General features: G+C 69.2%; 26 protein-coding genes and 2 tRNA genes. 19 read left to right on the forward strand and 9 right to left on the reverse strand.

Annotated features, from left to right (window positions below; all coding sequences use genetic code 11):
- Positions 1-12 precede the first annotated feature (12 nt).
- Positions 13-570, reverse strand: coding sequence for a hypothetical protein (locus tag ACIHAX_RS04095; RefSeq protein ID WP_355070182.1), 558 nt, complete (start codon positions 568-570; stop codon positions 13-15).
- Between the two features lie 26 nt (positions 571-596).
- On the reverse strand, positions 597-977 hold the full coding sequence (locus ACIHAX_RS04100; protein WP_356961462.1) for a DUF4189 domain-containing protein: 381 nt from the start codon (positions 975-977) through the stop codon (positions 597-599).
- Between the two features lie 410 nt (positions 978-1,387).
- Between ACIHAX_RS04100 and ACIHAX_RS04105 the strand changes: the two genes are divergently transcribed.
- Positions 1,388-2,011, forward strand: coding sequence for a TIGR03085 family metal-binding protein (locus ACIHAX_RS04105; protein ID WP_364426873.1), 624 nt, complete (start codon positions 1,388-1,390; stop codon positions 2,009-2,011).
- A 117-nt stretch (positions 2,012-2,128) separates the two neighbouring features.
- Positions 2,129-4,735 carry a DNA translocase FtsK gene (locus ACIHAX_RS04110; protein WP_364426870.1) on the forward strand — a complete coding sequence of 869 codons (2,607 nt, stop codon included), beginning with the start codon at positions 2,129-2,131 and terminating at the stop codon, positions 4,733-4,735.
- Between the two features lie 6 nt (positions 4,736-4,741).
- On the opposite strand, the gene ACIHAX_RS04115 is transcribed toward ACIHAX_RS04110, so the two are convergent.
- Together ACIHAX_RS04115 and ACIHAX_RS04120 are read right to left on the reverse strand one after the other, a co-directional pair.
- Positions 4,742-4,818: transfer RNA gene (locus ACIHAX_RS04115), tRNA-Leu, on the reverse strand.
- A 27-nt stretch (positions 4,819-4,845) separates the two neighbouring features.
- A tRNA-Trp gene (locus ACIHAX_RS04120) sits at positions 4,846-4,918 on the reverse strand.
- Between the two features lie 671 nt (positions 4,919-5,589).
- On the opposite strand from ACIHAX_RS04120, the gene ACIHAX_RS04125 reads away from it, so the two are divergent.
- A complete protein-coding gene (locus tag ACIHAX_RS04125) occupies positions 5,590-6,570 on the forward strand; it encodes a TerC family protein (protein WP_355070191.1) in 981 nt (326 codons plus the stop codon).
- Positions 6,571-6,574: 4 nt separating this feature from the next.
- Here ACIHAX_RS04125 and ACIHAX_RS04130 read toward each other — a convergent pair whose 3' ends face one another.
- Positions 6,575-6,859: a YciI family protein gene (locus ACIHAX_RS04130; RefSeq protein ID WP_355070193.1), complete on the reverse strand. Its 285-nt coding sequence runs from the start codon at positions 6,857-6,859 to the stop codon at positions 6,575-6,577.
- 25 nt (positions 6,860-6,884) lie between these two features.
- Positions 6,885-7,451 carry an amino-acid N-acetyltransferase gene (locus ACIHAX_RS04135; RefSeq protein WP_355070195.1) on the reverse strand — a complete coding sequence of 189 codons (567 nt, stop codon included), beginning with the start codon at positions 7,449-7,451 and terminating at the stop codon, positions 6,885-6,887.
- Between the two features lie 142 nt (positions 7,452-7,593).
- Between ACIHAX_RS04135 and pgsA the strand changes: the two genes are divergently transcribed.
- The 5 genes from pgsA to ACIHAX_RS04160 all read left to right on the forward strand — a co-directional run bounded on the left by pgsA (position 7,594) and on the right by ACIHAX_RS04160 (position 11,389).
- Entirely contained in the window at positions 7,594-8,253 is a 660-nt protein-coding gene (gene pgsA, locus ACIHAX_RS04140; RefSeq protein ID WP_364426864.1) for a CDP-diacylglycerol--glycerol-3-phosphate 3-phosphatidyltransferase, read from the forward strand.
- Positions 8,250-8,777, forward strand: coding sequence for a nicotinamide-nucleotide amidohydrolase family protein (locus ACIHAX_RS04145; protein WP_356961469.1), 528 nt, complete (start codon positions 8,250-8,252; stop codon positions 8,775-8,777). The genes pgsA and ACIHAX_RS04145 overlap by 4 nt, the downstream gene beginning before the upstream one ends.
- A gap of 112 nt (positions 8,778-8,889) precedes the next feature.
- Entirely contained in the window at positions 8,890-9,339 is a 450-nt protein-coding gene (locus ACIHAX_RS04150) for a helix-turn-helix transcriptional regulator (RefSeq protein WP_364426860.1), read from the forward strand.
- Between the two features lie 199 nt (positions 9,340-9,538).
- Complete coding sequence (locus ACIHAX_RS04155; protein ID WP_355070202.1) at positions 9,539-10,360, forward strand: PspA/IM30 family protein; 822 nt, start codon at positions 9,539-9,541, stop codon at positions 10,358-10,360.
- Positions 10,361-10,498: 138 nt separating this feature from the next.
- Complete coding sequence (locus ACIHAX_RS04160) at positions 10,499-11,389, forward strand: hypothetical protein (RefSeq protein WP_355070204.1); 891 nt, start codon at positions 10,499-10,501, stop codon at positions 11,387-11,389.
- Between the two features lie 10 nt (positions 11,390-11,399).
- On the opposite strand, the gene ACIHAX_RS04165 is transcribed toward ACIHAX_RS04160, so the two are convergent.
- Complete coding sequence (locus ACIHAX_RS04165) at positions 11,400-11,600, reverse strand: hypothetical protein (protein WP_067809022.1); 201 nt, start codon at positions 11,598-11,600, stop codon at positions 11,400-11,402.
- A 245-nt stretch (positions 11,601-11,845) separates the two neighbouring features.
- On the opposite strand from ACIHAX_RS04165, the gene ACIHAX_RS04170 reads away from it, so the two are divergent.
- The 7 genes from ACIHAX_RS04170 (at position 11,846) to ACIHAX_RS04200 (ending at position 17,516) form a co-directional block, all read left to right on the forward strand.
- Positions 11,846-13,363 carry a bifunctional phosphatase PAP2/diacylglycerol kinase family protein gene (locus ACIHAX_RS04170; RefSeq protein ID WP_397275702.1) on the forward strand — a complete coding sequence of 506 codons (1,518 nt, stop codon included), beginning with the start codon at positions 11,846-11,848 and terminating at the stop codon, positions 13,361-13,363.
- A 166-nt stretch (positions 13,364-13,529) separates the two neighbouring features.
- The gene (locus tag ACIHAX_RS04175; protein WP_355070207.1) at positions 13,530-13,697 is read left to right on the forward strand and encodes a hypothetical protein; all 168 of its coding nucleotides are present in this window, start codon (positions 13,530-13,532) and stop codon (positions 13,695-13,697) included.
- Positions 13,698-13,776: 79 nt separating this feature from the next.
- Entirely contained in the window at positions 13,777-14,400 is a 624-nt protein-coding gene (locus tag ACIHAX_RS04180) for a PRC-barrel domain-containing protein (protein WP_397275704.1), read from the forward strand.
- Positions 14,401-14,631: 231 nt separating this feature from the next.
- On the forward strand, positions 14,632-14,805 hold the full coding sequence (locus ACIHAX_RS04185; protein WP_355070211.1) for a hypothetical protein: 174 nt from the start codon (positions 14,632-14,634) through the stop codon (positions 14,803-14,805).
- 59 nt (positions 14,806-14,864) lie between these two features.
- Positions 14,865-16,022 carry a nucleotide disphospho-sugar-binding domain-containing protein gene (locus tag ACIHAX_RS04190; protein WP_364426851.1) on the forward strand — a complete coding sequence of 386 codons (1,158 nt, stop codon included), beginning with the start codon at positions 14,865-14,867 and terminating at the stop codon, positions 16,020-16,022.
- Between the two features lie 64 nt (positions 16,023-16,086).
- Positions 16,087-16,281, forward strand: coding sequence for a DUF3046 domain-containing protein (locus tag ACIHAX_RS04195; protein WP_355070215.1), 195 nt, complete (start codon positions 16,087-16,089; stop codon positions 16,279-16,281).
- The gene (locus ACIHAX_RS04200; protein ID WP_397275707.1) at positions 16,278-17,516 is read left to right on the forward strand and encodes a phosphotransferase; all 1,239 of its coding nucleotides are present in this window, start codon (positions 16,278-16,280) and stop codon (positions 17,514-17,516) included. Before ACIHAX_RS04195 ends, ACIHAX_RS04200 begins: the two co-directional genes overlap by 4 nt.
- Positions 17,517-17,519: 3 nt before the next feature.
- Here ACIHAX_RS04200 and ACIHAX_RS04205 read toward each other — a convergent pair whose 3' ends face one another.
- Positions 17,520-18,035: a CGNR zinc finger domain-containing protein gene (locus ACIHAX_RS04205; RefSeq protein ID WP_356962441.1), complete on the reverse strand. Its 516-nt coding sequence runs from the start codon at positions 18,033-18,035 to the stop codon at positions 17,520-17,522.
- Between the two features lie 154 nt (positions 18,036-18,189).
- Between ACIHAX_RS04205 and ACIHAX_RS04210 the strand changes: the two genes are divergently transcribed.
- Genes ACIHAX_RS04210 through ACIHAX_RS04220 form a run of 3 tightly spaced genes read left to right on the forward strand, consistent with a single transcriptional unit; the run spans position 18,190 to position 20,039 of the window.
- Positions 18,190-18,651, forward strand: a complete 462-nt coding sequence (locus ACIHAX_RS04210) for a VOC family protein (protein WP_355070219.1) — start codon at positions 18,190-18,192, stop codon at positions 18,649-18,651.
- Positions 18,652-18,680: 29 nt separating this feature from the next.
- A complete protein-coding gene (locus ACIHAX_RS04215; protein WP_397275709.1) occupies positions 18,681-19,565 on the forward strand; it encodes a pyridoxamine 5'-phosphate oxidase family protein in 885 nt (294 codons plus the stop codon).
- 24 nt (positions 19,566-19,589) lie between these two features.
- Complete coding sequence (locus ACIHAX_RS04220; protein ID WP_355070223.1) at positions 19,590-20,039, forward strand: nuclear transport factor 2 family protein; 450 nt, start codon at positions 19,590-19,592, stop codon at positions 20,037-20,039.
- Between the two features lie 68 nt (positions 20,040-20,107).
- On the opposite strand, the gene ACIHAX_RS04225 is transcribed toward ACIHAX_RS04220, so the two are convergent.
- A complete protein-coding gene (locus ACIHAX_RS04225) occupies positions 20,108-21,517 on the reverse strand; it encodes an MFS transporter (protein ID WP_364426840.1) in 1,410 nt (469 codons plus the stop codon).
- Between the two features lie 98 nt (positions 21,518-21,615).
- On the opposite strand from ACIHAX_RS04225, the gene ACIHAX_RS04230 reads away from it, so the two are divergent.
- Positions 21,616-22,638, forward strand: a complete 1,023-nt coding sequence (locus tag ACIHAX_RS04230; RefSeq protein WP_355070227.1) for an Lrp/AsnC family transcriptional regulator — start codon at positions 21,616-21,618, stop codon at positions 22,636-22,638.
- The last annotated feature ends 159 nt before the right edge of the window (positions 22,639-22,797 follow it).

Here is a 22,797-nt window from a genome sequence, read left to right on the forward strand (position 1 = left end):
CGCGGTAGCGGCTTACTCCTGGCAGGCCGCGGACTCGATCTTCGCGCTCTTGACGATGTTGCAGGCGAAGGTGTGGTCGACCTTCCACTGGCCGCCCTCGGACACGAATTGGATGAACGCGCTGTCCACCGGGGTGCCGTCGATGGTGACCTTGGCGTCGGCCTTGAGCTTGCCGTCCTTCGGGTCGCCCACGTTGGTGACCTCGACGGTGACCTTCTGCTTCTTCGCGGCGTCGACGAGGTTGGCGACCAGATAGGGATCCTGCTCGGCGGCCTGGATCCAGCTGATCTTCTCGGTGTTCGGCACGTTCGGGTCGAACGCCTTCTGCAGCCGCTCGTTGAGCTGCTGCGTGGTGGGCTTCGGCAATACGGGCGAGGACGGCGTGGTCGGCGCGGAGCCTGCCTCCTTGTCGCCCTTGCCCGAGCCGCCCTCCAATTCACCTGCGGGGTGCCCGGGAGCGGCGCTGGTGCTCGGAGACGAGGAGTCGTCATTGGAGGCGCAGGCGGTCAGCGAGCAGGCCAGTGCGGTGAGGACGACGGCCACGGTGGTCCGGAAAGTGCGGTGCTTCACGTTGTTTCCTTCTCGAATTCCGGGCGTCAGCCGTGGTTGGACGTGCAGTTCCAGTGCACGATGTAGGCATCGGAATCGTTGTGCGCCAAGGCTTGCCCCTGCGCGCTGCGCCGCGACGACGCGTACCCCCAGCTCCAGGTGCCGGTGCCGCTGGAGTACGCCACGGCGCCGCAGCCGTTGCGGAACCAGACCACCGACTGGCAATCCCCTGCGCCACAGGAGCTGATCGCGCGTTGCTCCGCGGCAGCCGAGTTCGGGTAGTCGTAGGAGTACCCGATCAGACCGGTGGAGGTGGACAGCGCGATCGCGCCGTAGTTGTTGGTGTAGGCATTCGCGGCGGGCGCGCTGACAGCCAGCGCGGCACCTACCGCCGCGAGCGCGGCCACACCGGTAGCAAACTTCTTCACGAGGATTTGCCCCTTCTTGTCATTGGCCCACGACCCGATGGACCGAGTGACAAGGTACAGAGCCGATTCTCATTACGCTAGCCGGAGATTTCCCGGCAGGGAGAGCCGCGAATGCCATGCTATGGATGCACGTCGATCGGCGTGGCGCCAAGTGTGGCCCACGGTCGGCTGCCTCGCAACCCGGAGGCGGGACTCACGCTGCCTTTTTGTGCGGTGAAAACCGCTGAACCGCAAGGTCGTAACGATCCGGTTCCGGATGAGGCCGAGGTGCGGCAGTGTTCGGTTTCCGCGGTCGGCCGCGCGCTGCGGTCAGATCCCGGTGGGGGATCGGCTGGTGGCGCGGCGGTTGCGGTGATCGCGGTGCGTCGCGCCGCGCGGCGGCATGGCCGAGCGGTCGGTATGTTCAGGGTGTGACTATGGCACAGCGGGAACGCCGGGGAGTCGTCGAGGCGATGGAGGCCGCGGGACCGGACGCGCGGACGCTCTGCGGTGCGTGGACGGTGCGGGACTTGGCCGCGCACTTGGTGGTTCGCGAACGGCGGCCCGACGCCGCGCCGGGCATCCTGCTGAAGCCGCTTGCGGGGTATCTCGAGCGCGTGCAAGCGAAGGCGGCGGGCAAGCCGTTCCCCGAACTGCTGGAGCTGGTGCGTACCGGCCCACCGTGGTGGTCGCCGCTGCGACCGGTCGACGCCGTGGTCAATCTGTCGGAGATGTTCGTCCATCACGAGGACGTGCGCCGCGCCGAGCCCGGTTGGCAGCCACGTGAACTGCCCGCGGCCGACGAGGAACAGCTGTGGTCGGTGCTGCGCAAGATGGCCAGGATGGCCTACCGCAAGGCGCCGGTCACGGTGGAGCTGGCGACGCCGGACGGCAGGCGCACGGTGGTGCGGTCCGCCGCCGAGGACGTCGTCACGCTGACCGGCAAGCCGTCGGAACTGGTGTTGCATGCCTTCGGCCGGGACGAAGTGCGGCTGGAGACCGCCGGATCTCCCGAGGCCGTTCGGGCGGTACTCGAGTCCGACCGGTCGTTCTGATTTCCGCGCCGCCATCCCGTCGCGCGGGACCGGGGGATCGGCGAAAAGCCGCCAGAGGCGCAACGGCGCCAGTGTTGCGGATGGTCCGGATGGGGCGATTGCGGCTAGCCTGGGGCCATGGCAGGTAAGTCCCGCAGCACCACGACCAGTCGGGCGCGGGCGGGATCGGCGCGGGGGAGGACCACTGCGGCGCGGTCTCGCGCGGCCACGCCCCGCACGGCCACGCCCCGCACAGCCACGCCCAGGGCGACCGCCACGCCCCGCCGACGCGCCACCGCCGCCCGGCGCCCGGCGCGCCGTCCGTCCGACACGGCTCCGCTGACGGTGATCACCCGGGGTATCGGCAGCGGCTGGACCATGCTGGCCCGCGGGCTCGGCGCCACCACACGCGCCCTGAGCCGTGCGGGCGAGATCGAACACGGACATCGGCGCGACGGCGTAGCGCTGGCGCTGATCGCGGTGAGCGCCGTGATAGCGGCGGCGGTCTGGTTGTCGGCAGGCGGTCCCATCGGCCACCTGGTCGAGGACGTGATCCGTGCGATCTCCGGATCGGCCTCCGCATGCCTGCCGTTCGTCGCCTCCGGAATCGCCGTCGTCCTGATGCGCACCGAACCGCGCCCCGAGATCCGGCCGCGGCTTGTGCTCGGCGGCCTGCTGATCGGCCTGCCCGTCCTCGGGCTGTGGCACATCGCCGCGGGCGCCCCCACCGACGCGCACGGGCGTTCCCGCGCAGCCGGTTTCGTCGGCTTCGTGACCGGCGGGCCGCTGACCGACGGCCTCACCGCCTGGCTCTCGGTCCCGATCCTTTTGCTGGCCATCGTCTTCGGCGCGTTGCTGGTGACCGGGACGACGGTGCGCGAGGTCCCCGCCAAGCTGCGGCGCTACCTCGGCACCGAGACAGGTGGCGACGAATACGGCGAATTCGACGGTGAGCGCAGGGACTACGACCCGGCCGACTACGACGCCGACGGATTCCCGGTGCATCGCGCCACCGCCAAGCGGCGCGGTCGCACGCCCGCGGAGAACTACCCGCCCGACGAGTTCGGCGATCCCGACGCGGTCACCGAGTCGCTGGGCGAGCCCCCGCTGCGCGACGCCAAGCAGATCGGGGCCGAGGAACCCGCGCCGAAACCGAAGCCGAAGAAGCAGCGTCCCGCCGCGGTGGTGGAGGATCAGACGCCACCGCCGCCGAAGCAGCTGGAGTTCGTCACCGACCGTGAGGTCGAAGGCGACTACACGTTGCCGCCGTTGTCGCTGCTGACCGACGGGGATCCACCGAAGAAACGCAGCGCCGCCAACGAATCGATGATCGAGGCGATCACCGAGGTGCTGGTGCAGTTCAAGATCGACGCCGCGGTGACCGGGTTCGTGCGCGGCCCGACGGTGACACGCTACGAGGTCGAACTCGGGCCCGGCGTGAAGGTGGAGAAGATCACCGCGCTCGCGCGCAACATCGCCTACGCCGTCGCGACCGAGAACGTCCGGCTGCTCGCGCCGATCCCCGGCAAGTCCGCCGTCGGCATCGAGGTGCCCAACGCCGACCGCGAGCTGGTCCGGCTGGCCGACGTGCTCAAGGCGCCCTCCACGCGTACCGACCACCATCCACTGGTGATCGGTCTGGGCAAGAACATCGAGGGTGAGTTCGTCTCGGCGAATCTGGCCAAGATGCCGCACCTGCTGGTCGCCGGTTCCACCGGTTCGGGTAAGTCCAGCTTCGTGAACTCGATGCTGGTGTCGCTGCTGCAGCGGGCGACGCCGGACGAGGTACGGATGATCCTGATCGATCCGAAGATGGTGGAACTGACGCCGTACGAGGGCATTCCGCACCTGATCACGCCGATCATCACCCAGCCGAAGAAGGCCGCGGCCGCCCTGGCCTGGCTGGTGGAGGAAATGGAGCAGCGCTACCAGGACATGCAGGCCAACAAGGTGCGCCACATCGACGACTTCAACAAGAAGGTGAAGTCGGGGGCGATCACCGCGCCGCTGGGCAGCGAACGGGTGTACCGGCCCTACCCGTACATCCTCGCCATCGTCGACGAGCTGGCCGATCTCATGATGACCGCTCCGCGCGACGTGGAGGACGCCATCGTCCGCATCACGCAGAAGGCTCGTGCGGCCGGCATCCACCTCGTGCTGGCCACGCAGCGGCCATCGGTGGACGTGGTAACCGGTCTGATCAAGACCAACGTGCCCTCCCGGCTCGCCTTCGCGACCTCCTCGCTGACCGACTCGCGCGTCATCCTCGACCAGCCCGGCGCGGAGAAGCTGATCGGCATGGGCGACGGCTTGTTCCTGCCGATGGGGGCGGGCAAGCCGACCCGGTTGCAGGGTGCGTTCATCAGCGACGAGGAGATCCACGGCGTCGTCGACTTCACCAAGAACCAGGCGGAGCCGGAATACCAAGAAGGCGTCACCGCCGCGAAGGCGGGCGAGAAGAAGGACGTCGACCCCGATATCGGCGACGATCTCGACGTCTTCTTGCAGGCGGTGGAACTCGTGGTCACCTCGCAATTCGGGTCCACCTCCATGCTCCAGCGCAAGCTGCGCGTCGGCTTCGCCAAGGCGGGACGGCTGATGGACCTCATGGAGACCCGGGGCGTGGTCGGCCCGAGCGAGGGGTCCAAGGCGCGCGACGTGCTGGTGAAACCCGATGAACTGGAAGGGTTGCTGTGGTCGATCCGCGGCGGCGGGGACGGCGGCGACTCCGACGAGTCGGAGTGATCCGGCTGGTTCCCTCGGCGAGATTCGAACTCGCATCTACCGGAATCTAGGTCCGGCGCCTCTACCGATTGGGCTACGAGGGATCGGTCGGGGTTCCGACCTGAAGGATTGACGGACGGAGGGATTCGAACCCCCGGTCGGCGGTTTTGGAGACCGCTGCTCTACCGGCTGAGCTACGTCCGTTCGCACGAAAAAGGGGTCGCTCCTGGCGATTCGCCGCGGAGTGACCCCTTTCGATACGGTCTGCGAAAGACACGTTCAGGGGCGGCTCCGCGCGGCTCGCCAGGAGACGGACCAGGCCGATAGCGCGGCGCCGGTGCGCGAGACATCGCTCGGCGACACCTGTCGCTCCGCCGTCCCGGTCATCGTCTCGCCTTCCTGTGGTCTGATCTTCGCCGGCTCAGAAGGTAACACCGGATGTCGGTGTTGGGAACCGCTTTTCCCTAGCCGACGACCCTACCCGGTCAGTTCTTCCGTGCCTGAAGGGTATAGCTCAACGGTAGCCTTTCCGGGTGCCGGGTCAGCCGCCATTCACCGTCCCGGCCCGTTGTCATCAGGCCGGGCAGCGCGTTCCACGGAACACTGCGATGTTCGACCAGGCCGGTCAGCGTGAGGTCCGCCGCGGCAGCGCGGTCACGACCTCGCCGAGAGGTTCCGTTCGTGCGTGGTGGTCCGGCTGAACCAGGCGTCGGTCTCGAAGTAGGCGGTGCGGTAGTCGTCGGCCACGAACGTCGACGGTGGCACGAACGGCCGGGTGAACGCATGTGGAATTATGGTCGGCAATCACCTCGCTATCGCGTAGTAACGGACAAATCGGGCATTATGGACGTCATGTTCCTCGATCGGCACACCGCATGCACGTAACCGCACTCGAATGGGGGATCACCGTCGTGGTGATCCTCGGCCTGTTCGTCTTCGACTTCTACGCCCACGTGCGCACTCCGCACGAGCCGACGTTCCGGGAATCCGGCTTCTGGTCCGGGGTCTACATCGGGCTGGCGCTGCTGTTCGGCGGCGTGGTCGCCTGGCAGTGGGGTTCGACCTACGCCGGGGAGTACTACGCGGGTTTCGTCACCGAGAAAGCGCTCTCGGTCGACAATCTGTTCGTCTTCCTGATCATCATGTCCACCTTCGCGGTGCCGCGGATCTACCAGCAGAAGGTGCTGCTGATCGGCATCGTGCTCGCCCTGGCCATGCGCGGCGCGTTCATCGCCGTCGGCGCGGCCGCGATCGGCGCATTCAGCTGGGTGTTCTACCTGTTCGGCATGTTCCTCGTCTACACCGCGGTCAAGCTGCTGCGCGAGAGCGGCCACGAGGTCGAGGTCGAGGAGAAACGAGACAGCCGGATCGTCGCACTGGCCAAGCGGGTCCTGCCGACCACCGATGAATACGACGGCGACAAGCTGGTGACCAGGGTGGACGGACGCCGGGTGGTCACGCCGTTGTTGCTGGCGCTACTGGCCATCGGGTTCGCCGACCTGCTCTTCGCGCTGGACTCCATCCCGGCCATCTACGGACTGACCGAGCAGCCGTACCTGGTCTTCACCGCGAACGCGTTCGCGCTCATGGGCCTGCGGCAGCTGTACTTCCTGATCGGCGGATTGCTCGACCGGCTGGTGTACCTGTCCTACGGACTGGCGGCGATCCTGGCGTTCATCGGCATGAAGCTGGTGCTGCACGCCCTGCACGAGAACACGTTGCCGTTCGTCAACGGCGGCGAGCACGTCGCGGTCCCGGAGATCTCCACGTCGGTCTCGCTGGGTGTGATCCTGGTCATCCTGGTGGTCGCGACGGTCGCCAGCCTGCTCCGCACGCGGGTCCGAGCGGACCGGTAGCCGCTCAGGGCGCGAAGGCGCCGAAGACGGGAGCCCATTCCACGGCGCGGACCTCGTCGATGAGGTTCGCGCGGGCGAACGGGTCCTGGGCGAGCAGGTCCTTCAGCTGTCCCGCGTCCGGCGAGCGGAAGAGCAGCAGCGCTCCGGACCCGTCCGGGTACGGACCGCTGCTCAGCAGGGTGCCCGACTCGAGCAGCCCGGCCAGCCAGGCTCGGTGCTCGGGTCGGTGGACGTCGCGGTCTGCGGCGGTGGCCTCGGAATAGGCGTAGTGAACGGCGAAGATCGGCACGGGTATCGCTTCCTGTGGGTTGGGCTCAGAGCGTCAGCAGCATCCGAGTATTGCCGAGAGTGTTCGGCTTCACATAGCTCAAGTCGAGGAACTCGGCCACGCCGGTGTCGTAGGAGCGACACATCTCGGCGTACACCTCGGCGGTGACCGGCGTGCCGTCGATCTCGACGAAGCCGTGCCTGCCGAAGAACTCCACCTCGAAGGTCAGCACGAACAGCCGTTCCAGCTCGAGTTCGCGCGCCACCGCGACGAGACGTTGCACGATGAGCTTGCCCACACCGCTGCCCTTGACGTCGGGATGCACCGCGACCGTGCGCACCTCCCCGAGATCGGCCCACAGCACGTGCAGCGCGCCGCAGCCGACCACGCGGCCGTCGAGTTCGGCGACCCAGAATTCCTGCACCGCCTCGTAGAGGGTGACCAGGTTCTTCTCCAGCAGGATGCGGCCGGCGTAGACGTCGACGAGGCGTTTGATCTCGGGCACGTCGGAGGTTCGCGCGCGTCGGACGACCGGGAGGGAGCTCTGCGCGGCCGAAGCCGCGCCCGGATACGCGTCGCTGGTCGAACCACCTAGTGGTCCCCGAGAGGTCATGGGGTGCACAGTAGTCGGCTCGGCTACCGATAGTCTGAACGTGTGCCGCAGATCCACTCGTCCAACTCACCGCATCGCGCCGGGCGGCGCGGCGGTCCGACGAGGCGGCCGTGAGCGAGCCGATCGCCGGTGAGGCGATGGCATGAGCGTGCAACCCGACGAGACGGACCGCCCCTGGAGCGCGCCCGCCCCGATCCGTCCCGGCTTCGCGCCCGCGCAGGCCGAGAGCGGCCCTCCGCTGCTGAACATCGCGAACGTGCTCACCATGTTGCGCATCGCGATCGTGCCGCTGTTCGTCGTCGCGCTGTTCGCCGGAGATGGTCACCAGACCGGTTGGCGGATCGCCGCCGCGGCGCTGTTCGGCCTCGCCGCGATCACCGACCGGTTCGACGGGCAATTGGCTCGCAAATACGGGTTGGTGACCGATTTCGGCAAACTGGCCGATCCCATCGCGGACAAGGCGCTGATCGGGTCCGCGGTGATCGGCTTGTCCGTGCTCGGCGACCTGGCCTGGTGGATCACGTTGGTGATCTGCGGCCGGGAGATCGGCGTCACACTGCTGCGTCTGATCGTCGTGCGGCGCGGAGTCATTCCCGCAGGGCGCGGGGGAAAGCTCAAAACACTGGTCCAGTCGGTGGCCATCGCCATGCTCCTGCTGCCGCTGTCGGGCTGGGTCGCCGGTATCGGCATGCTGCTGATGTATGTGGCGGTCGCGCTGACCGTGGCCACCGGCCTCGACTACGTCGGTCAGGCGGCCCGGGTGTGGTTCGCGGGCGGCCCGGGGCGGAACCGCGGCGCATGAGCGATCCGCTGGTCGCCGACGTGCCCGCCATCGATCTCGTTCGTGCGCTGGTGACTGTGCGGCAAACGGTAGCCACCGCGGAATCGCTGACCGCGGGTCTGCTCGCCGCGACCATCGCCGGGGTACCGGGCGCCAGTGCCGTGCTGCGCGGCGGGTTGGTGGTCTACGCCACTGACCTCAAGCACAGCCTCGCGGGTGTCGACGCGGAGGTCCTCGCGGCCGAAGGCCCGGTGGCGGCGAGCACCGCCGAACAGCTGGCCGTCGGCGCGCGCACGCGCTGCGGCGCGGACTGGGGTGTGGGGCTGACCGGCGTGGCGGGCCCCGATTCCCAGGACGGGCACCCGGTCGGCACGGTCTTCCTCGGACTGGCCGGTCCCGGGCACACCGAAGTGATGCGGTTGAAACTCCCCGGCGACCGGTGGACGATCAGAATCGGTGCGACGCGCACGGCGGTGGCGGAATTGCTGCGGTGTGTGCGGGAGGCGGGCACGGACCCGGCCGACCGCGTCGGGCGGAGCGGCTGAGGTGCTTCCGGCGGGAACCATCCACCCCGGTTCCGACGTTGTGCCAGAAAGAACGGCATGCGTGGGGTCGGCGATCGCGTCGGCCTCGCGACCGGGAGCGAAGGAGAACGAGATGACGCTGCTGCGAGAGGCGATCGGGGACAGTCTGCGGCGTGCGCGTCTCGCCCAGAGCCGGACCTTGCGCGAGGTGTCGACATCGGCGCGAGTGAGTCTCGGCTATCTCTCCGAAGTCGAGCGGGGTCGCAAGGAGGCCTCCAGCGAACTGCTTGCCGCCATCTGCGAAGCGCTGGACGTCCCGCTGTCGCGGGTGCTGTGGGATGTGAGCACGATCATGGCCGGTGTCGACGCGGCGACGGCCGGCGCGCCCGCGGACGAGGCCGCGGCCGCTGCGGCCGAGCCGGAGCGGACGGCGGCCGAGTCCGCCGCGCAGGCCGAGTCCGCATCCGCGGCGGCAACCATGTCGGCCGACGCCGCGGCGCGGCCGCTGCCGCTGGCGGAGGACACCCGGATCGTCATCCCGGCTCCGCGATCGGACATGTTGGTCCTGGTGAAAGGTGCGTGACCGGCGACGAGTTGCGGCCACGGCGGCAACGCTGCGGGCCGGTGCGGAAAGCGGATAGATTCTCCGTAGGCGTCGGTTGGGCCGGGTTCGCCCGGCCCTGGTGCCACATGGTGGAGGATAGGCACATATCGGGTGCGTGACGGTCGCGCACTGGAGTCGCGCCGGAGCGCGGCATGTCAGATGGAGGCGGGATCAATCGATGGCTAATCCGTTCGTCAAGGCCTGGAAATACCTGATGGCCCTCTTCGACGCGAAGATCGAGGAGCACGCGGATCCGAAGGTCCAGATTCAGCAGGCTATCGAGGAAGCCCAGCGGCAGCATCAGGCCCTTTCGCAGCAGGCCGCCTCGGTCATCGGCAACCAGCGTCAGCTGGAGATGAAGCTGAACCGACAGCTGGACGAGGTCGAGAAGCTCAACGCCAACGCACGTCAGGCCGTCCTGCTGGCCGATCAGGCCACCGCGGCGGGCGACACCGAGAAGGCGATCCAGTACACCAACGCCGCCGAGGCGTTCGCCGCGCAACTGGTCACCGCCGAGCAGTCCGTCGAGGACCTGAAGGTCCTGCACGACCAGTCGCTGCAGGCGGCCGCCCAGGCGAAGAAGGCCGTGGAGCAGAACGCGATGCTGTTGCAGCAGAAGGTCGCCGAGCGCACCAAGCTGCTCAGCCAGCTGGAGCAGGCCAAGATGCAGGAGCAGGTCTCCGCCTCGCTGCAGCAGATGGATTCGACGCTGTCGGCGCCCGGCAGCACGCCGAGCCTGGACGCGGTGCGCGAGAAGATCGAGCGCCGCTACGCCAACGCGCTGGGCGCAGCGGAACTCGCGCAGAATTCGGTGCAGGGCCGCATGCTCGAGGTGCAGCAGGCCAGCATCCAGATGGCCGGGCACAGCAAACTGGAGCAGATCCGCGCGTCCATGCGCGGGGACCAGTTGCCCGCCGGTGGCGCCCAGCCCGCCATCAATCCGGCACAGGCGGGTTCGGCACAGCCGCAGATGAACAAGGGACAGGCCGCGCAGCAGTAGCCGCCTCCGGGTGTTCGGCGAACACGTGTCGGTGGGGGCTGGTTCACTGGAGGACAAGGCGTGGGGACCCGACCGGCCGGCCGTCGGCCGAGTCGGGTCCCGGTCTGTCCGATGTGTGCAACCGGTGGGAGAGAAGGTATGAGCGGCAGTGCATTTCGCGAGCGTCGGCCCGAAACGCGGCGCCTGCGCGGGACGGCGATGATCCGGGCCCAAGCCGCGCTCGCGCCACAGCCGGGCAGCCTGCCGGACAGTCTTCGCGAAGTCGGTGAGAACGCGCTCGTCGCCGTGCGGCGCTGGGCCGATCCACGGGAGCGGGAGCTGCGCCGCCGCCGCAGGGCCCGCCGCCGCACCTTCCAGCTGGGCACGGTGTCCGGCCTCACCACAGTGGGAACCGTTGGCCTCGTCGCCCTTTCGGCGCCGGTGTGGGCCGTGGTCGTGGTCGGCGGCGGCGCGGTGGCACTGGTCACCGGCGCGGCGCTGAGCACTCGTCGCTATCTGCGACTGCGGGGAGCGCCGCTGCCGCATGCGGCGTTCCTCCCGCGTAAGCAGCCACCGGTATGGTCGAACGCCCGGCCGTCGATCGCGCGTCTGGTGCGCGCGGAGAAGGCCTTGCACGGCTTGGGCGTTCAGATCGCCCGCTCGCATCGGCTGCCCCCGGACGAACTGGCCGACATGCTCGAGACCGCCGCCTCGGGCGCGGCGGCGCTCCATGCGCTGGCTGCCGATATCACGGCGATGGAACAGGGGCTCGGGGCCATCGGAAGCGCGAATTCGCCCGCGGCGGTGGCGCTCACCGAGAATCTGCGGCTGATCCTGGCCAGGCTCGACGCGGGCGTCACGGAGTACGAGCAGGTGGTGGCCGCGGCGGGCCGGATTCTCGCGGTGCCGGAGACCACCGTGGTGCGGCACAACTTCGACACCATCGTGGCGGATCTGCGCCACGCCTCCGACCGGCTGGACGGGTGGGCGCAGGCCCTCATCGAGGTGGCCGACAAATCGGTGCCCGCGTCGCCGCGGCCACCGATCTGATCCGGGCCGGTCAGCTCGGCCGGTCCCGGCGGCGAAGTTCCTCGGCCCTGGCCCGAAACGCCGCGCCGACGAGTTCGCGGCTCTCGGCCATGAGGTCGAGCACTTCCCACGACGCTTTGCGGGCGGCCGATCCGACGATTCCCGCGATCGCCGAACCGTGCCGCCGGGCCGCGGCCGCGAGTTCCTGTGCCAGCTCGTTCGTCTGTTCCATCGGGGTCCCGGCCGTCAGAGGAGATTCAGTGCATGACTGTGTGCTGATTGGGGTGTCTGCGTCATTGGATCATCCCTTCCCTGTTGTCGCGCAGCGCCGTTTGGCGTTGAAGATCAGAGTACATCCGTGCACTGAAGTCGCACCGGTCTCGACCGCGCCCGGGGATCCGGCGCACGCCTGAGCACTCGCGTCCGCATGGAGCGGTCGTGTGGGCGCGGCGCTCGAGCGGTCGGTAGGCTGCGGCGATGCGGTTTCTCTCGACTCGCGAACGCGACGGTGGGGTGATCGGAATGACGAGCAGCCTGGATCGCTGGCTGGTCGGCCGCAGTGCGCGCGTGCGTGCGACTCCTGCGGACCGGGCATTGAAGGCATTGAGCACCGCCGCCGACAAGAGTCGCTTGTGGATGGCGCTCGGGGCGGTCCTGTTCGTCGCCGGAGATCGCTCGGCCCGGCGCGGCGCGGTGCGCGGGTTGCTCGCGCTGAGCATCGCCAGCGGCGTGGCCAACGGTGTGGCCAAGCCGCTGTTCCCGCGCCGTCGTCCGCCGGACGAATCCGTTCCGTTCGTGCGCAGGCTGGTCGCGCCGCCGGTCTCGTCATCGTTCCCCTCCGGGCACGCGGCCTCCGCCGCGGCCTTCGTGACGGGCTTGGCGCTGGAATCGCCCGCGGCGGCCGTCGCGGTGGCCCCGGTCGCCGCCGCGGTGGGATATTCGCGTGTGCACATCGGCGTGCACTGGCCCTCCGATGTGGTCGCGGGCGCGCTGTTCGGTAGCGCGGTCGCACTGGTCACTCGGCGGTGGTGGGCGGTGCGCGACGACGAACCCGCCGCGCTCGGTCCGGTCGAACACATCGACCCGCTGCCGAAGGGCGCCGGATTGCTGCTGATCGGCAATCCGCACGCGGGATCGGGCGATGGCGACGACGCGCTCGCCGACCTGCGTGAGCGACTGCCCGCCGCCGAGGTGCTGGAACTGGGCGGCGACGATTTCGAGGAGCGGGTCGACGAACTAATGAGGCGCGACGATCTCCGCGCTCTCGGCGTCGTCGGCGGGGACGGAACGGTGTCGGCCGTCGCGGAGTACGCGGTCCGTCACCGGTTGCCGCTGGCGGTATTCGCGGGTGGCACGCTGAACCACTTCGCCAGGGACGCCGGAGTGGAGCGGACCGACGTGACCGTCGCCGGGCTGGAAGCGGGCGAAGCGGTGCGGGTCGACGTGGCGGGTGTCTGTTTGGACGGCGCCGAGCAGCGCACCTTCGTGAACACCGCCAGTCTCGGCGGTTATCCCGATTTCGTCCGTGTTCGCGAGCGCTGGGAACGGCGGATCGGCAAATGGCCCGCGGCGGGAATCGCCATGGTGCGCGTGCTGTTCCGCGCCCAGCCGCTGCACGTCACCGTCGATGGCGCCCACACCGCGCTCTGGATGCTGTTCGTGGGCAACGGCACCTACCACCCGGCCGACCAGATCCCCATGTCGCGTCCGGAGTTGCGCGGCGGCACCCTCGATGTCCGTTACTTGCGCGCCGATGTCCCGTTCTCGCGGCTGCGGCTGGTCTTCGCGACGTTCACCGGCACGCTGGAGTATTCGCCCACCTATCGGCACCGCAGGGTTTCCCGGGTGGATGTGCGGGTCGCCGAGGAGGCGGTGTCGCTGGCCACCGATGGCGAGGTCGACCATCGCGGCAAGGACTTCCGATTCACCAGCGGACCGTCGGCGCTGATGCTGATCAAGCGTGGGCGCGCGGGGAACTCGCAGCGAAATACATAACGAATAGCTATCAGATAGCTGTGTCGTCGCTTCTGGCGCGGCGTGTCGGCGAATTGGTTACTGAGCCTGGTTTGGTCGAGGAATGCACGGGTAGTTGCCATCATGTAGCTGATCATTTCCGGTCTCGTCTGGGGCCGGGCACATGCACTACTGGCAGGAGCACGTCATGCTCGATGTTTCCTACCGTCGATCGCTGCTCGACCAGGACACGCAGCGGCTGGACGTCAGCCGGTATCTGACGTGTGACAGCGCCGAGGACCCGGTGCGGCTGTCGCGCAGAACGCAGCGCGTCGTCGCGAGCCCCGACGTCACGGATCGACCCACCAGCGATTGAACTGCTTTTCCCAGCACGCGCGGTGGACAGCCGCGTTCTGTCGAGCTGCGCATCGCACGGACGAACTGCGGAGGAACCCATGACTGAAATGCTGGAAACGCTCATCGGCAGCTCGGTGTACGGCCCCGAAGGCGAGAAGATCGGCAAGGTCAAACGGGTCTACGTCGACAACAATTCCGGATCGCCCACCTGGATCGCGGTATCCACCGGTCTGTTCAGCGCCGACGCGTTGGTCCCGCTTGCGGGCGCCGAGCATCGCCCCGAGGCGGCCGTGTTGCAGGTGCGAGTCGGTAAGGACGCGGTCAAGGCCTCGCCGCAGCTGGACCACAACGGGCAGATCAGCCCACAGGCCGAGCAGGAACTGTTCGACCATTATCAGATCGATCCGGATCAGTCCGCCTGGGATGTCTACGGCAGGCAGCCGGTGCCGCAGCCGCCGCGCACCCGCCCCGCGATGACCCGCCCGCCGGAGCGGCGGACCGGGGAGCCGGGAGGCGTCGCCACCACGCGTATGCGGAACAATACGGGTCCGGACGAGGAGACGTTGCGGATGCCGGCGTCCGGCGATCGGTCGCGCATGGGCCTGGATCCGATGGTCGACCCCTACGCGGTCGACACTGCCGATCTCGGTATGCGGGAACCGGATGGCATGCCGCACGACGATCCTCTGGCCGGCGAGTTGCCGGACGCCGAGCCCCGCTGATCGGCTCGTCCTCGACGATGGTGTGCGCGTCCTCCGACGCGCACACCATCGTGGCGTGTTCGGGACGGGAGATCTTCGGTCGGCGGCGAAACCCCGATCGCCGCGCGACAAGCGGGGCGCCGGCCTAAGGGGGAACCCTGATTTACACCCCGAAATGCCTCCCCACCTGGTGATTTCCGCTGATCCAAGTGCCATGCTCGAAGCGGAAACCGACTTCTTGGAGGCATCGAAATGTTGTGGAAGATCATCGGCATCGTCGCGGTCGTCTGGATCGCGCTGGCCGTCATCGGCGCGCTGATCAAAGGCCTGTTCCCCATCCTGGTGATCAGCGCCATCGTGTTCGGGCTGTACCTGCTGTACAAGGCGGTCTCGGGCTCGGACAAGTCGACGGTGAGCAAGCTGTAGCGAGCGGTGCCGCGATGCGGGTGTGATCGACCTCGAAGGGGTTGTGGCAGGCTAGGCGGATGCGAGTAGCCGTCGTCGCAGGGCCCGATCCCGGTCACGCGTTCCCCGCTATCGCGTTGTGCTCGAAATTCCTGGCGGCCGGTGACGAGCCCGTCCTGTTCACCGGTCCGCGGTGGTTCGACGCCGCGCTCGCCGCCGGAATCGGGGTGCGCAGACTGAAAGGCCTGGCGCCGCGACCGGTGGACGACGACGCCGACGCCGGGCAGCGCATCCACGAGCGGGCCGCGCACATCTCTACCGAGATCCTGCCCGAATTGAGCGCCATGCTGCCCGAACTGGTGATCTCCGACGTGCTGACCGCGGGCGGCGGCATGGCCGCGGAACGGCTCGGCGTCCCCTGGGTTGAGCTGTCCCCGCATCCGCTGTACCTGCCGTCGAAAGGGTTGCCGCCCATCGGAAGCGGGCTCGCGCCCGGCTCGGGTCTGCGCGGTCGGGTGCGCGACGGCGTACTGCGCGGCATGACCGCACGCGCGCTGCGGAGCGGGCGTCGCCAGCGGGAGCGGGCGCGCGAGAGCGTCGGCCTGCCTGCGGTCGATCCCGGGCCCGCCGCGCGCCTGATCGCCACCCTGCCCGCGCTCGAGGTACCGCGCCCCGACTGGCCGGAATCCGCCCACGTGATCGGCCCGCTCCTGTGGGAGCCGACCGACGCGATCCTGGACCTGCCGCCCGGGGACGCGCCGCTGGTCATGGTCGCGCCCTCGACCGCGCACACCGGTGTGGCGGGCATGGCCGAGACCGTCCTGCGGGCGTTGGAGGGAACCGGTGTCCGCGTGGCCATTTCGATGCTGGACACGCCGCCCGCCGATCTTCCGCCATGGGCCACGGCGGGGTTGGGGCGGCAGGACGAACTGCTGACCCACGCGTCCGTCGTCGTCGGCGGCGGCGGTCACGGCCTGCTCGCCAAAACGCTGTCCGCCGGCGTCCCGATCGTCACCGTTCCCGGCGGCGGCGACCAGTGGGAGCTGGCCAATCGCGCGGCGCGACAAGGTAGTTCGATCGTCGTCCGGCCGCTTTCACCCGAGGCCGTCCGTGCCGCGGTCGGTGCGATCCTCGCCGACCCGCGCTACACCCGAGCGGCGAGGGAGGCCGCCGCCACGCGCGATTTCCCGGACCCGGTCGCCCTGTGCCACCAGGTCTGTTACGCCGTCCAACCCTGACCGGAGCGGGTGCCGGGCGTGCCCCTGACCAGCGAACGCGGGGGACGGGAGTAAGTTCGGGACGGTGCGGTTGACCGAGTTTCAGGAACTGTTGCACACCGAGTTCGGTGTGGCCCGCGGCGACGCCCTGCTGACCGACCACGTGATCCCGGCGTTGGGCGGGCGCACCGGCGCCGCCGCCATCGAGGCCGGAACCGATCCCCGCGACGTCTGGCGCGCCCTGTGCGCCGAATTCGACGTGCCGAGGACGCGCTGGTGAGCGCCCCCGGGCAGGTGGAGCGCGACGAGCCGCTGTACCGGTTCGACGAGCGGCAGCGGATGATCCCGCACGACCCGGAACGTTTGGCGGTCCGGGTGGCGCAGGCACACCCCGACGACTTCGCGAGCTATCGGCAGACCGGCATCGAGTTGATGCTGCTCGGCCGCTACGACGAGGCGCTCGACCACCTCGATCGCGCGCTCGAACTGGTGGACACGGAGCGGCGCCGGATCACCGTGTGGATCAACTTGGGCGACGTCTACCGCTATCGCGGCGACGCGGGCACCGCGGAGACGTTGTACCGCCGCGCCGTGGAACACGCGCGGGTAGCCGCGCCGGAGGTGCTCTCGTTCGCCGTGCAGCACCTGGGCAAGGCGCTCGCCGAACGGAACCACCTGGCCGAGGCGCGCGAACTGCTGGCCGAGGCGATGCGGCTGCGCGTGGCCGAGGGCGATCCCGAGGAGATCGAAGCCACCCGCACCGCGCTGGACACGCTGGGCGAGCTGCCGATTCCGTTGCCGCCCACCGTCGCGGCGTTGTTCGGCGAGGTGCCGAGCTGGTCGGACGAGCACGAGGGCATGAGCGGTGGTGTGGTGCGCGTCGACGGCGCCTACTGGCTCAAACGCGGTCCGAAGGCCGTCGCCGAGTATCGGCGGCTCACCTGGCTGCGTGAGCGCGGGATCGCCGTGCCGGAGGTGACGGCGTTCGAGGACGACGTGCTGGTGCTCGCGGACGTGGGCGCGCCCAGCTTGTCGGCGGGCTCCGGCGGCGCTCACGCGGCCTCGATCGGCGCCGTGCTCGGCGCGCTGTTGCGCCGGCTGCACAGCATTCCGGTCGGCGAGTGCCCGTTCGACGGACGCCTGGACGTCGTGCTGGCGCGGGCGCGCCGCAACGTGGTCGAAGGTCTCGTCGACGCGGACGATTTCGACGACGACAACGCCGGGTCCACCCCCGCGGAGATCCTCGAGCGGCTGCTGGCACAGCGGCCGGAGCGTGAGGATCTGGTGGTGGCGCACGGTGATTTCACCCCGCCGAATGTGCTGGTGAACGGCGTCCTCCTCGATGTCGGCGGGCTCGGTGTTTCCGACCGTTACCGTGATCTGGCGCTCGCCGTCCGCGACCTGCGCGCGGATTTCGGCGAAGCGGAGGTGACGGCCTTCTTCGCGGCCTACGGACTGGCCGAGCCGGACGAGAGCCGCTTGACGTATTACCGGCTGCTCGACGAATTGTTCTGAGCCTCAGGGTTTTCGCGCGTAGTGCCGCGCCGCTTTGGTGCGGTTGCCGCAGGTGGCCATGGAGTGCCAGCGGCGGGTTCCGTTCTTCGAGGTGTCGTAGAAGAACAGCACGCACTCCGGATGCGCACATTGGCGGATCCGATCGGGTGCGGTGCGCAGCAGCTCCAGCAGATTGTCGGCAGCCAGCCAGCCGGGCAACCAAGCTTGCTCCGGGACGTCCACCAGGTCGGCGGGCCCGGACGCGGTGAGCGCGCGGCGGACGCGGCCGTGTTCCAGCACGTCGTTGAGTCCGGCGGGGGAAGCGTGCACCACCACGTCGTAGATGGCGGTCCGGGCGGTCAGCACCGCGTTCAAGGTGGCTTCGTCGGCGGTCGCGCGATCGGTGAGGCCCGCCGACGCCAGCCAGGTGTGCAGGCCGGTGACATCGGTGAGCAGGTCCTGTGGTCCGTGCTCGATCCATCTCGTGTTCAGCAGATCGAGCGCCAGGGGTTCACCGAGGTGGGGGCGTGGATCGGGCATGCCCGAGGGTACCGAGTGGGCGCCGTCGTCCACGGCCGTCACCTCCTTTCTAACCGTTGAAAATTATTTAGATGGTTGACACCATTGTTCCCGGGTCGGTACGTTCTAACCAGTGAAACCGCATAAGGCGGTTGAATCTTCCGAGGAGGAACTCATGACCACGGTTGCCGCGCCTCAGCTCAGCACCGGGCACATCGGCCTGAACGTCTCGGATCTGGATCGTTCGGTGGACTTCTACCGCCGGGCCCTTGGTTTCGAACAGCTCGCCGCGAGCGCCGACGAGCAGCGCCGTTGGGCCTTCCTCGGTCGCGACGGTAAGCTGGTGGTCACGCTGTGGCAGCAGAGCGGCGGCGCGTTCTCCACCGAAACGCCTGGGCTGCATCATCTTTCGTTCCAGGTCGACAGCATCGACGAGGTACGCGCGGTGGAACGGGTGCTGCGTGAACTCTCGGTCACCTTCGCCCACGACGGCGTGGTGGCGCACGGCGAGGGCGTCGCCTCCGGTGGGATCTTCTTCACCGATCCCGACGGCATCCGGCTGGAGGTGTACGCGCCCAGTGGCGCGGAATCCGCTCCCGCGCCCAGCGGTGCGGCACCGACCTGCGGCTTCTTCTGATCCGGCCGCGTAGCGAAGGGAGTATCGCGATGGAGGCGTTCCACCGCGGGGAGGTCGCCGTGCAGCGCCGGATGGGGCAGGCGGACATCGCCGGACGGGTCGGTCGCATGATCCGCGCCGATATCCCCGCGGTCGCGGCCGATTTCCTGGCCGAACAACGGATGGTGGTGCTCGCCGCCGCCGACGCGGCGGGCAGGCTGTGGGCGAGCGAGCTGGTCGGGCAGCCGGGATTCGTCCGAGCGGTGGATGACCGGACCATTTCGATCGGCACCATGCCCGCTGCCGCCGACCCGCTGCACGAAGCGCTGACCCGCCGGTCTCGCGTCGGCATGATCGCCCTGCAACCGCAGCGGCGCAGGCGGATGCGCGTCAATGGGAGGTCCGCGCCGGAGGACGCGGGCGTGCGCATAGTCACCGATCAGGTGTACTCGAATTGTCCCAAGTACATCTCCCGCCGGGACGTCGCGAGCTACACGCCCGGCGCTACGACGCCCGCGGTGCGTCGCGGTGTCGAATTGGATGCCGAGCAGCGGTCCGCGATCGCCTCGGCCGACACGTTCTTCGTCGCGACCGCGGACGAGGAAGGCAACGCCGACGCCTCGCATCGCGGCGGGAATCCCGGCTTCCTGCAAGTGCTCTCGCCCACGCGGCTGCGCTGGCCGGACTATCGGGGCAATTCGATGTTCATGACGCTCGGTAACCTCGCGGTCAACCCCCGCTGCGGGATCCTGATCCCGGACTGGTCCACGGGCGCCACGTTGCAGCTCACCGGCACGGCCGAGTTGGTCTGGGCAGCCGAGACCTTCACGGCGGGCGCGCAGTGCTCCCTCGATTTCACCATCGAAGAGGTGGTCGAGCGATCCACGGGAGCGCTGCGATGGGGCCCTGCCGAACTTTCTCCCGTGAATCCCTGAGACTTCGAGAAAAGGAGTTGTCCCATGCGACCTCCGCTACCCCCGTTCGACGCGGAATCCGCCGAAGCCAAGGTGCGGGCTGCGGAAAACGCCTGGAACACGCGCGATCCCGAACGGGTCGCCGCCGCGTACACCGAAGATTCGGTGTGGCGCAATCGCGACGAGTTCTTCACCGGCCGTGACGCCATCGTCGAGTTCCTCACCAGGAAGTGGTCCATCGAGAACGGCTACGCGCTGCGCAAGGATCTATGGGCCTTCCACGGCAACCGCATCGCCGTGCGGTTCCAGTACGAATGGCACGACGAGTCCGGCCGGTGGTTCCGCAGCTACGGCAACGAGCAATGGGAGTTCGCGCCGGACGGGCTGATGTCCCGGCGTGAGGCCAGCATCAACGATGTCCCGATCGGGGAATCCGAGCGGCGCATCTTCGGGCCACGCGAGCCTGGTGACGAGTCGGTGCTGCCGCAGCGTTAGGGCCGCCGGGGCACGGGAAACGGCGGCGCCCGTCCGGGACGCCGCCGTCTCTTCGTGCCGGATCGCGATCAGGCGGCGACGGCCTGCCGCTCGGCTTCGGGCGATCCGGCGTCCGCGCGCTTCCGGTGGAACAGTCCGAACGCGACCAGTCCGAATCCCATGCCCACCGCCGCCGCGATGCCGAACGCCGCGTCGAGCCCGGCGACGAAGTGCGGCGACGTCATCGGCTGCGCGGCGTCGGCCACCCCGCGGAAGACGGTGCCGAGCACCGCGACGCCGAGCGCTAGGCCCAGTTGCCGGGCAGTGTTCACCGCACCCGCGGCGGTGCCCGCTTGCTCCGGGGCGACCGCCGCCATGCCGACCGAGACCAGCGCGGGCGCGTTGACGCCGATCCCGATGCCGATCACCACGAATCCCGGGATCAGCGCGACCCAGGAGGACTCGGCGCCGACGATCATCAGCAGCCAACTGCCCAGGCCGACCACCACCAACCCCGCGCCGATGGTCCATTTCGGCGCGACATCGTGCAGCAGCCGACCGAAGGCGCCCGCCACCACGAACGCGGTCGCGGCCATCGGGAGCATCGCCAGACCCGCGTGCAGGGGCGACATGCGCAGTTGCTGTTGCAGCCACAGCGAGACCAGGGGAGTGCTCGCGAACGCGGCGAACGTCTGTCCGGACGCGCCGAACAGGGTCGCGCCGAAATCGCGGTTGCGCAGCAGTGCCAAGGGGAACATCGGTGCGGCGCCGCGCGCTTCGACCCAGCCGAAGATCGCGGTCGCGGCGGCGCCCAGCGCGAACGCCGTCACCGCGGCCGCGTCCGTCCAGCCGTGCTCGCCGCCGCGGATGACGCCGTAGGTGACCGCCGTCGCCGCGGTCGCGAAGGCCAGCATGCCCGGCAGGTCCACCGCTCGGCCCACGCGCCGCTGGACGGGCGGGAACACGGTGGCGGTCAGCCCGATCGCCAGCACGGCGATGGGCAGGTTGACGAAGAAGATCCAGCGCCACGACAACGCCTCGGTGAGCACGCCGCCGAGCACCACTCCGATGCCCGCCGCCGCACCGGACACCGCGCCCCAGACGCCGAAGGCGACGCCGCGGTCACGGCCGGTGTAGGTGGCGTGCAGCAGCGACAGCGTGGTGGCGAACATGGCCGCGCCGCCGACGCCTTGCAGCGCCCGCGCCGCGACGAGGGCCGCCGCGTTCTCGGCGACGCCGCACCCGAGCGACGCGATCGCGAAGACGACCAGTCCGGCCAGGTAGGCGTGCTTCGCGCCGACCCGGTCGGCGAGCGAGCCGAGCACCAGCAGCAGCGCCGCCAGCGCCAAGGCGTAGCCGTCCACCACCCACTGCAAGCCGGACAATCCGGTGTCCAGATCGGCGGCGATATCCGGCAGGGCGACGTTCACGATGGTGACGTCGATGAGCAGCATCAGCGTGCCGAGGCACGCGGCGAACAGGGGGAGCCATTTCCTCACGGGAGCCTCCACGGCGGATTCGAATGATTTCGACGCCAAGCGTGCGGCAATCGGACGGATCCCCCTAGCCACAGCGGCAATTGCGTTAGATTCCTCCTGTGCGCGACGATGGCCCGAGGGAATCTTCTGATCTGGATGTCCTGGACAAACAGATCGTGCACGCGCTGGTTCACGACGCCCGGATGCCGTTCGCCCGGCTGGGCGGCGCTCTCGGCGTCTCCGAGCAGACGGTGGCGCGGCGTTACCGCGCGTTGCGGCAATGCGGCATCCTGCACGTGGCCGGACAGGTGAACGCGGCGCCGCTCGGTCACGCGCGCTGGGTGCTGCGCTTGAAATCGACACCGGACAAAGCGCTGCGGCTGGCCGAATCCCTGTCCCGGTTCCCGGATCTGAGCTGGGTGACCCTGCTGTCCACCGGCTCCGAGGTGACCTGCGTGGGCAGGCCGCGCTCGATCGAGCGGCGCGACGCGCTGTTGTTGCAGATCCTGCCGCGCGCCCCGCAAGTGCTGGCGCTGACCGCGTACGAGGTCATCCATCGTTTTCCGCTCGACGAGGAGTGGCCGCGCTATCGGCACCTGCTCACCGCCGCCCAGCTCGACGCACTCGGCCCCGCCCGGCCCCGGACCGCGGACGCGGGACCGGACGCACCGGTGCACCTTTCGGCGGCCGACGAGGCGATGCTCACGCTGCTCGGCCGGGACGGGCGCGCTCCGTACGCCCAGCTCGCGGCCGAAACCGGGTGGACAGCGCCGCGAGTCGCGCGGCGCATGGCCGAGCTGACCGCGGCGGGCGTGCTGTACTTCGACGTCGATTTCGCGATCGAGCGGATGGGCTACGGCGTGCGCGGCGCGCTCTGGCTGCGCGTGCGGCCCGCCGATCTGGACGCGGTGGGGCGCGCGCTGGCGACGCACCAGGAGATCGTGTTCGTCGCCGCCACCACCGGGCCGTCCAATGTGTTCGCTTCGATCATCTGCCGCGACACCGCGGATCTCTACCGGTACGTGACCGAGCGCCTCGGCGCGCTGGACGGGATCACCGACGTGGAAGTGACGCCTTCCCTGCGCGTGCTCAAACAGGCGCAGACGCTGCTGGACACCGACCGGATCGCCCTGGTGCGCTGATCGCGCGGCGTTCGCCGGAGAGGGCGCGAGCGGTGTGCTGCGCGCCGGGCGCGTCGCTTGACTCGAACACCTGTTCGTCTAGGCTGGTCGCCAGAACTTGTCGGTGCCGCGCTCTACTGTAGGCGCCAACCACAGAACGAGACTTACCCGTCGAAAAGG

Source organism: Nocardia sp. NPDC051929 (genome assembly GCF_044548645.1).
In the GTDB taxonomy this organism is placed as follows: Bacteria; Actinomycetota; Actinomycetes; order Mycobacteriales; family Mycobacteriaceae; genus Nocardia; species Nocardia sichangensis.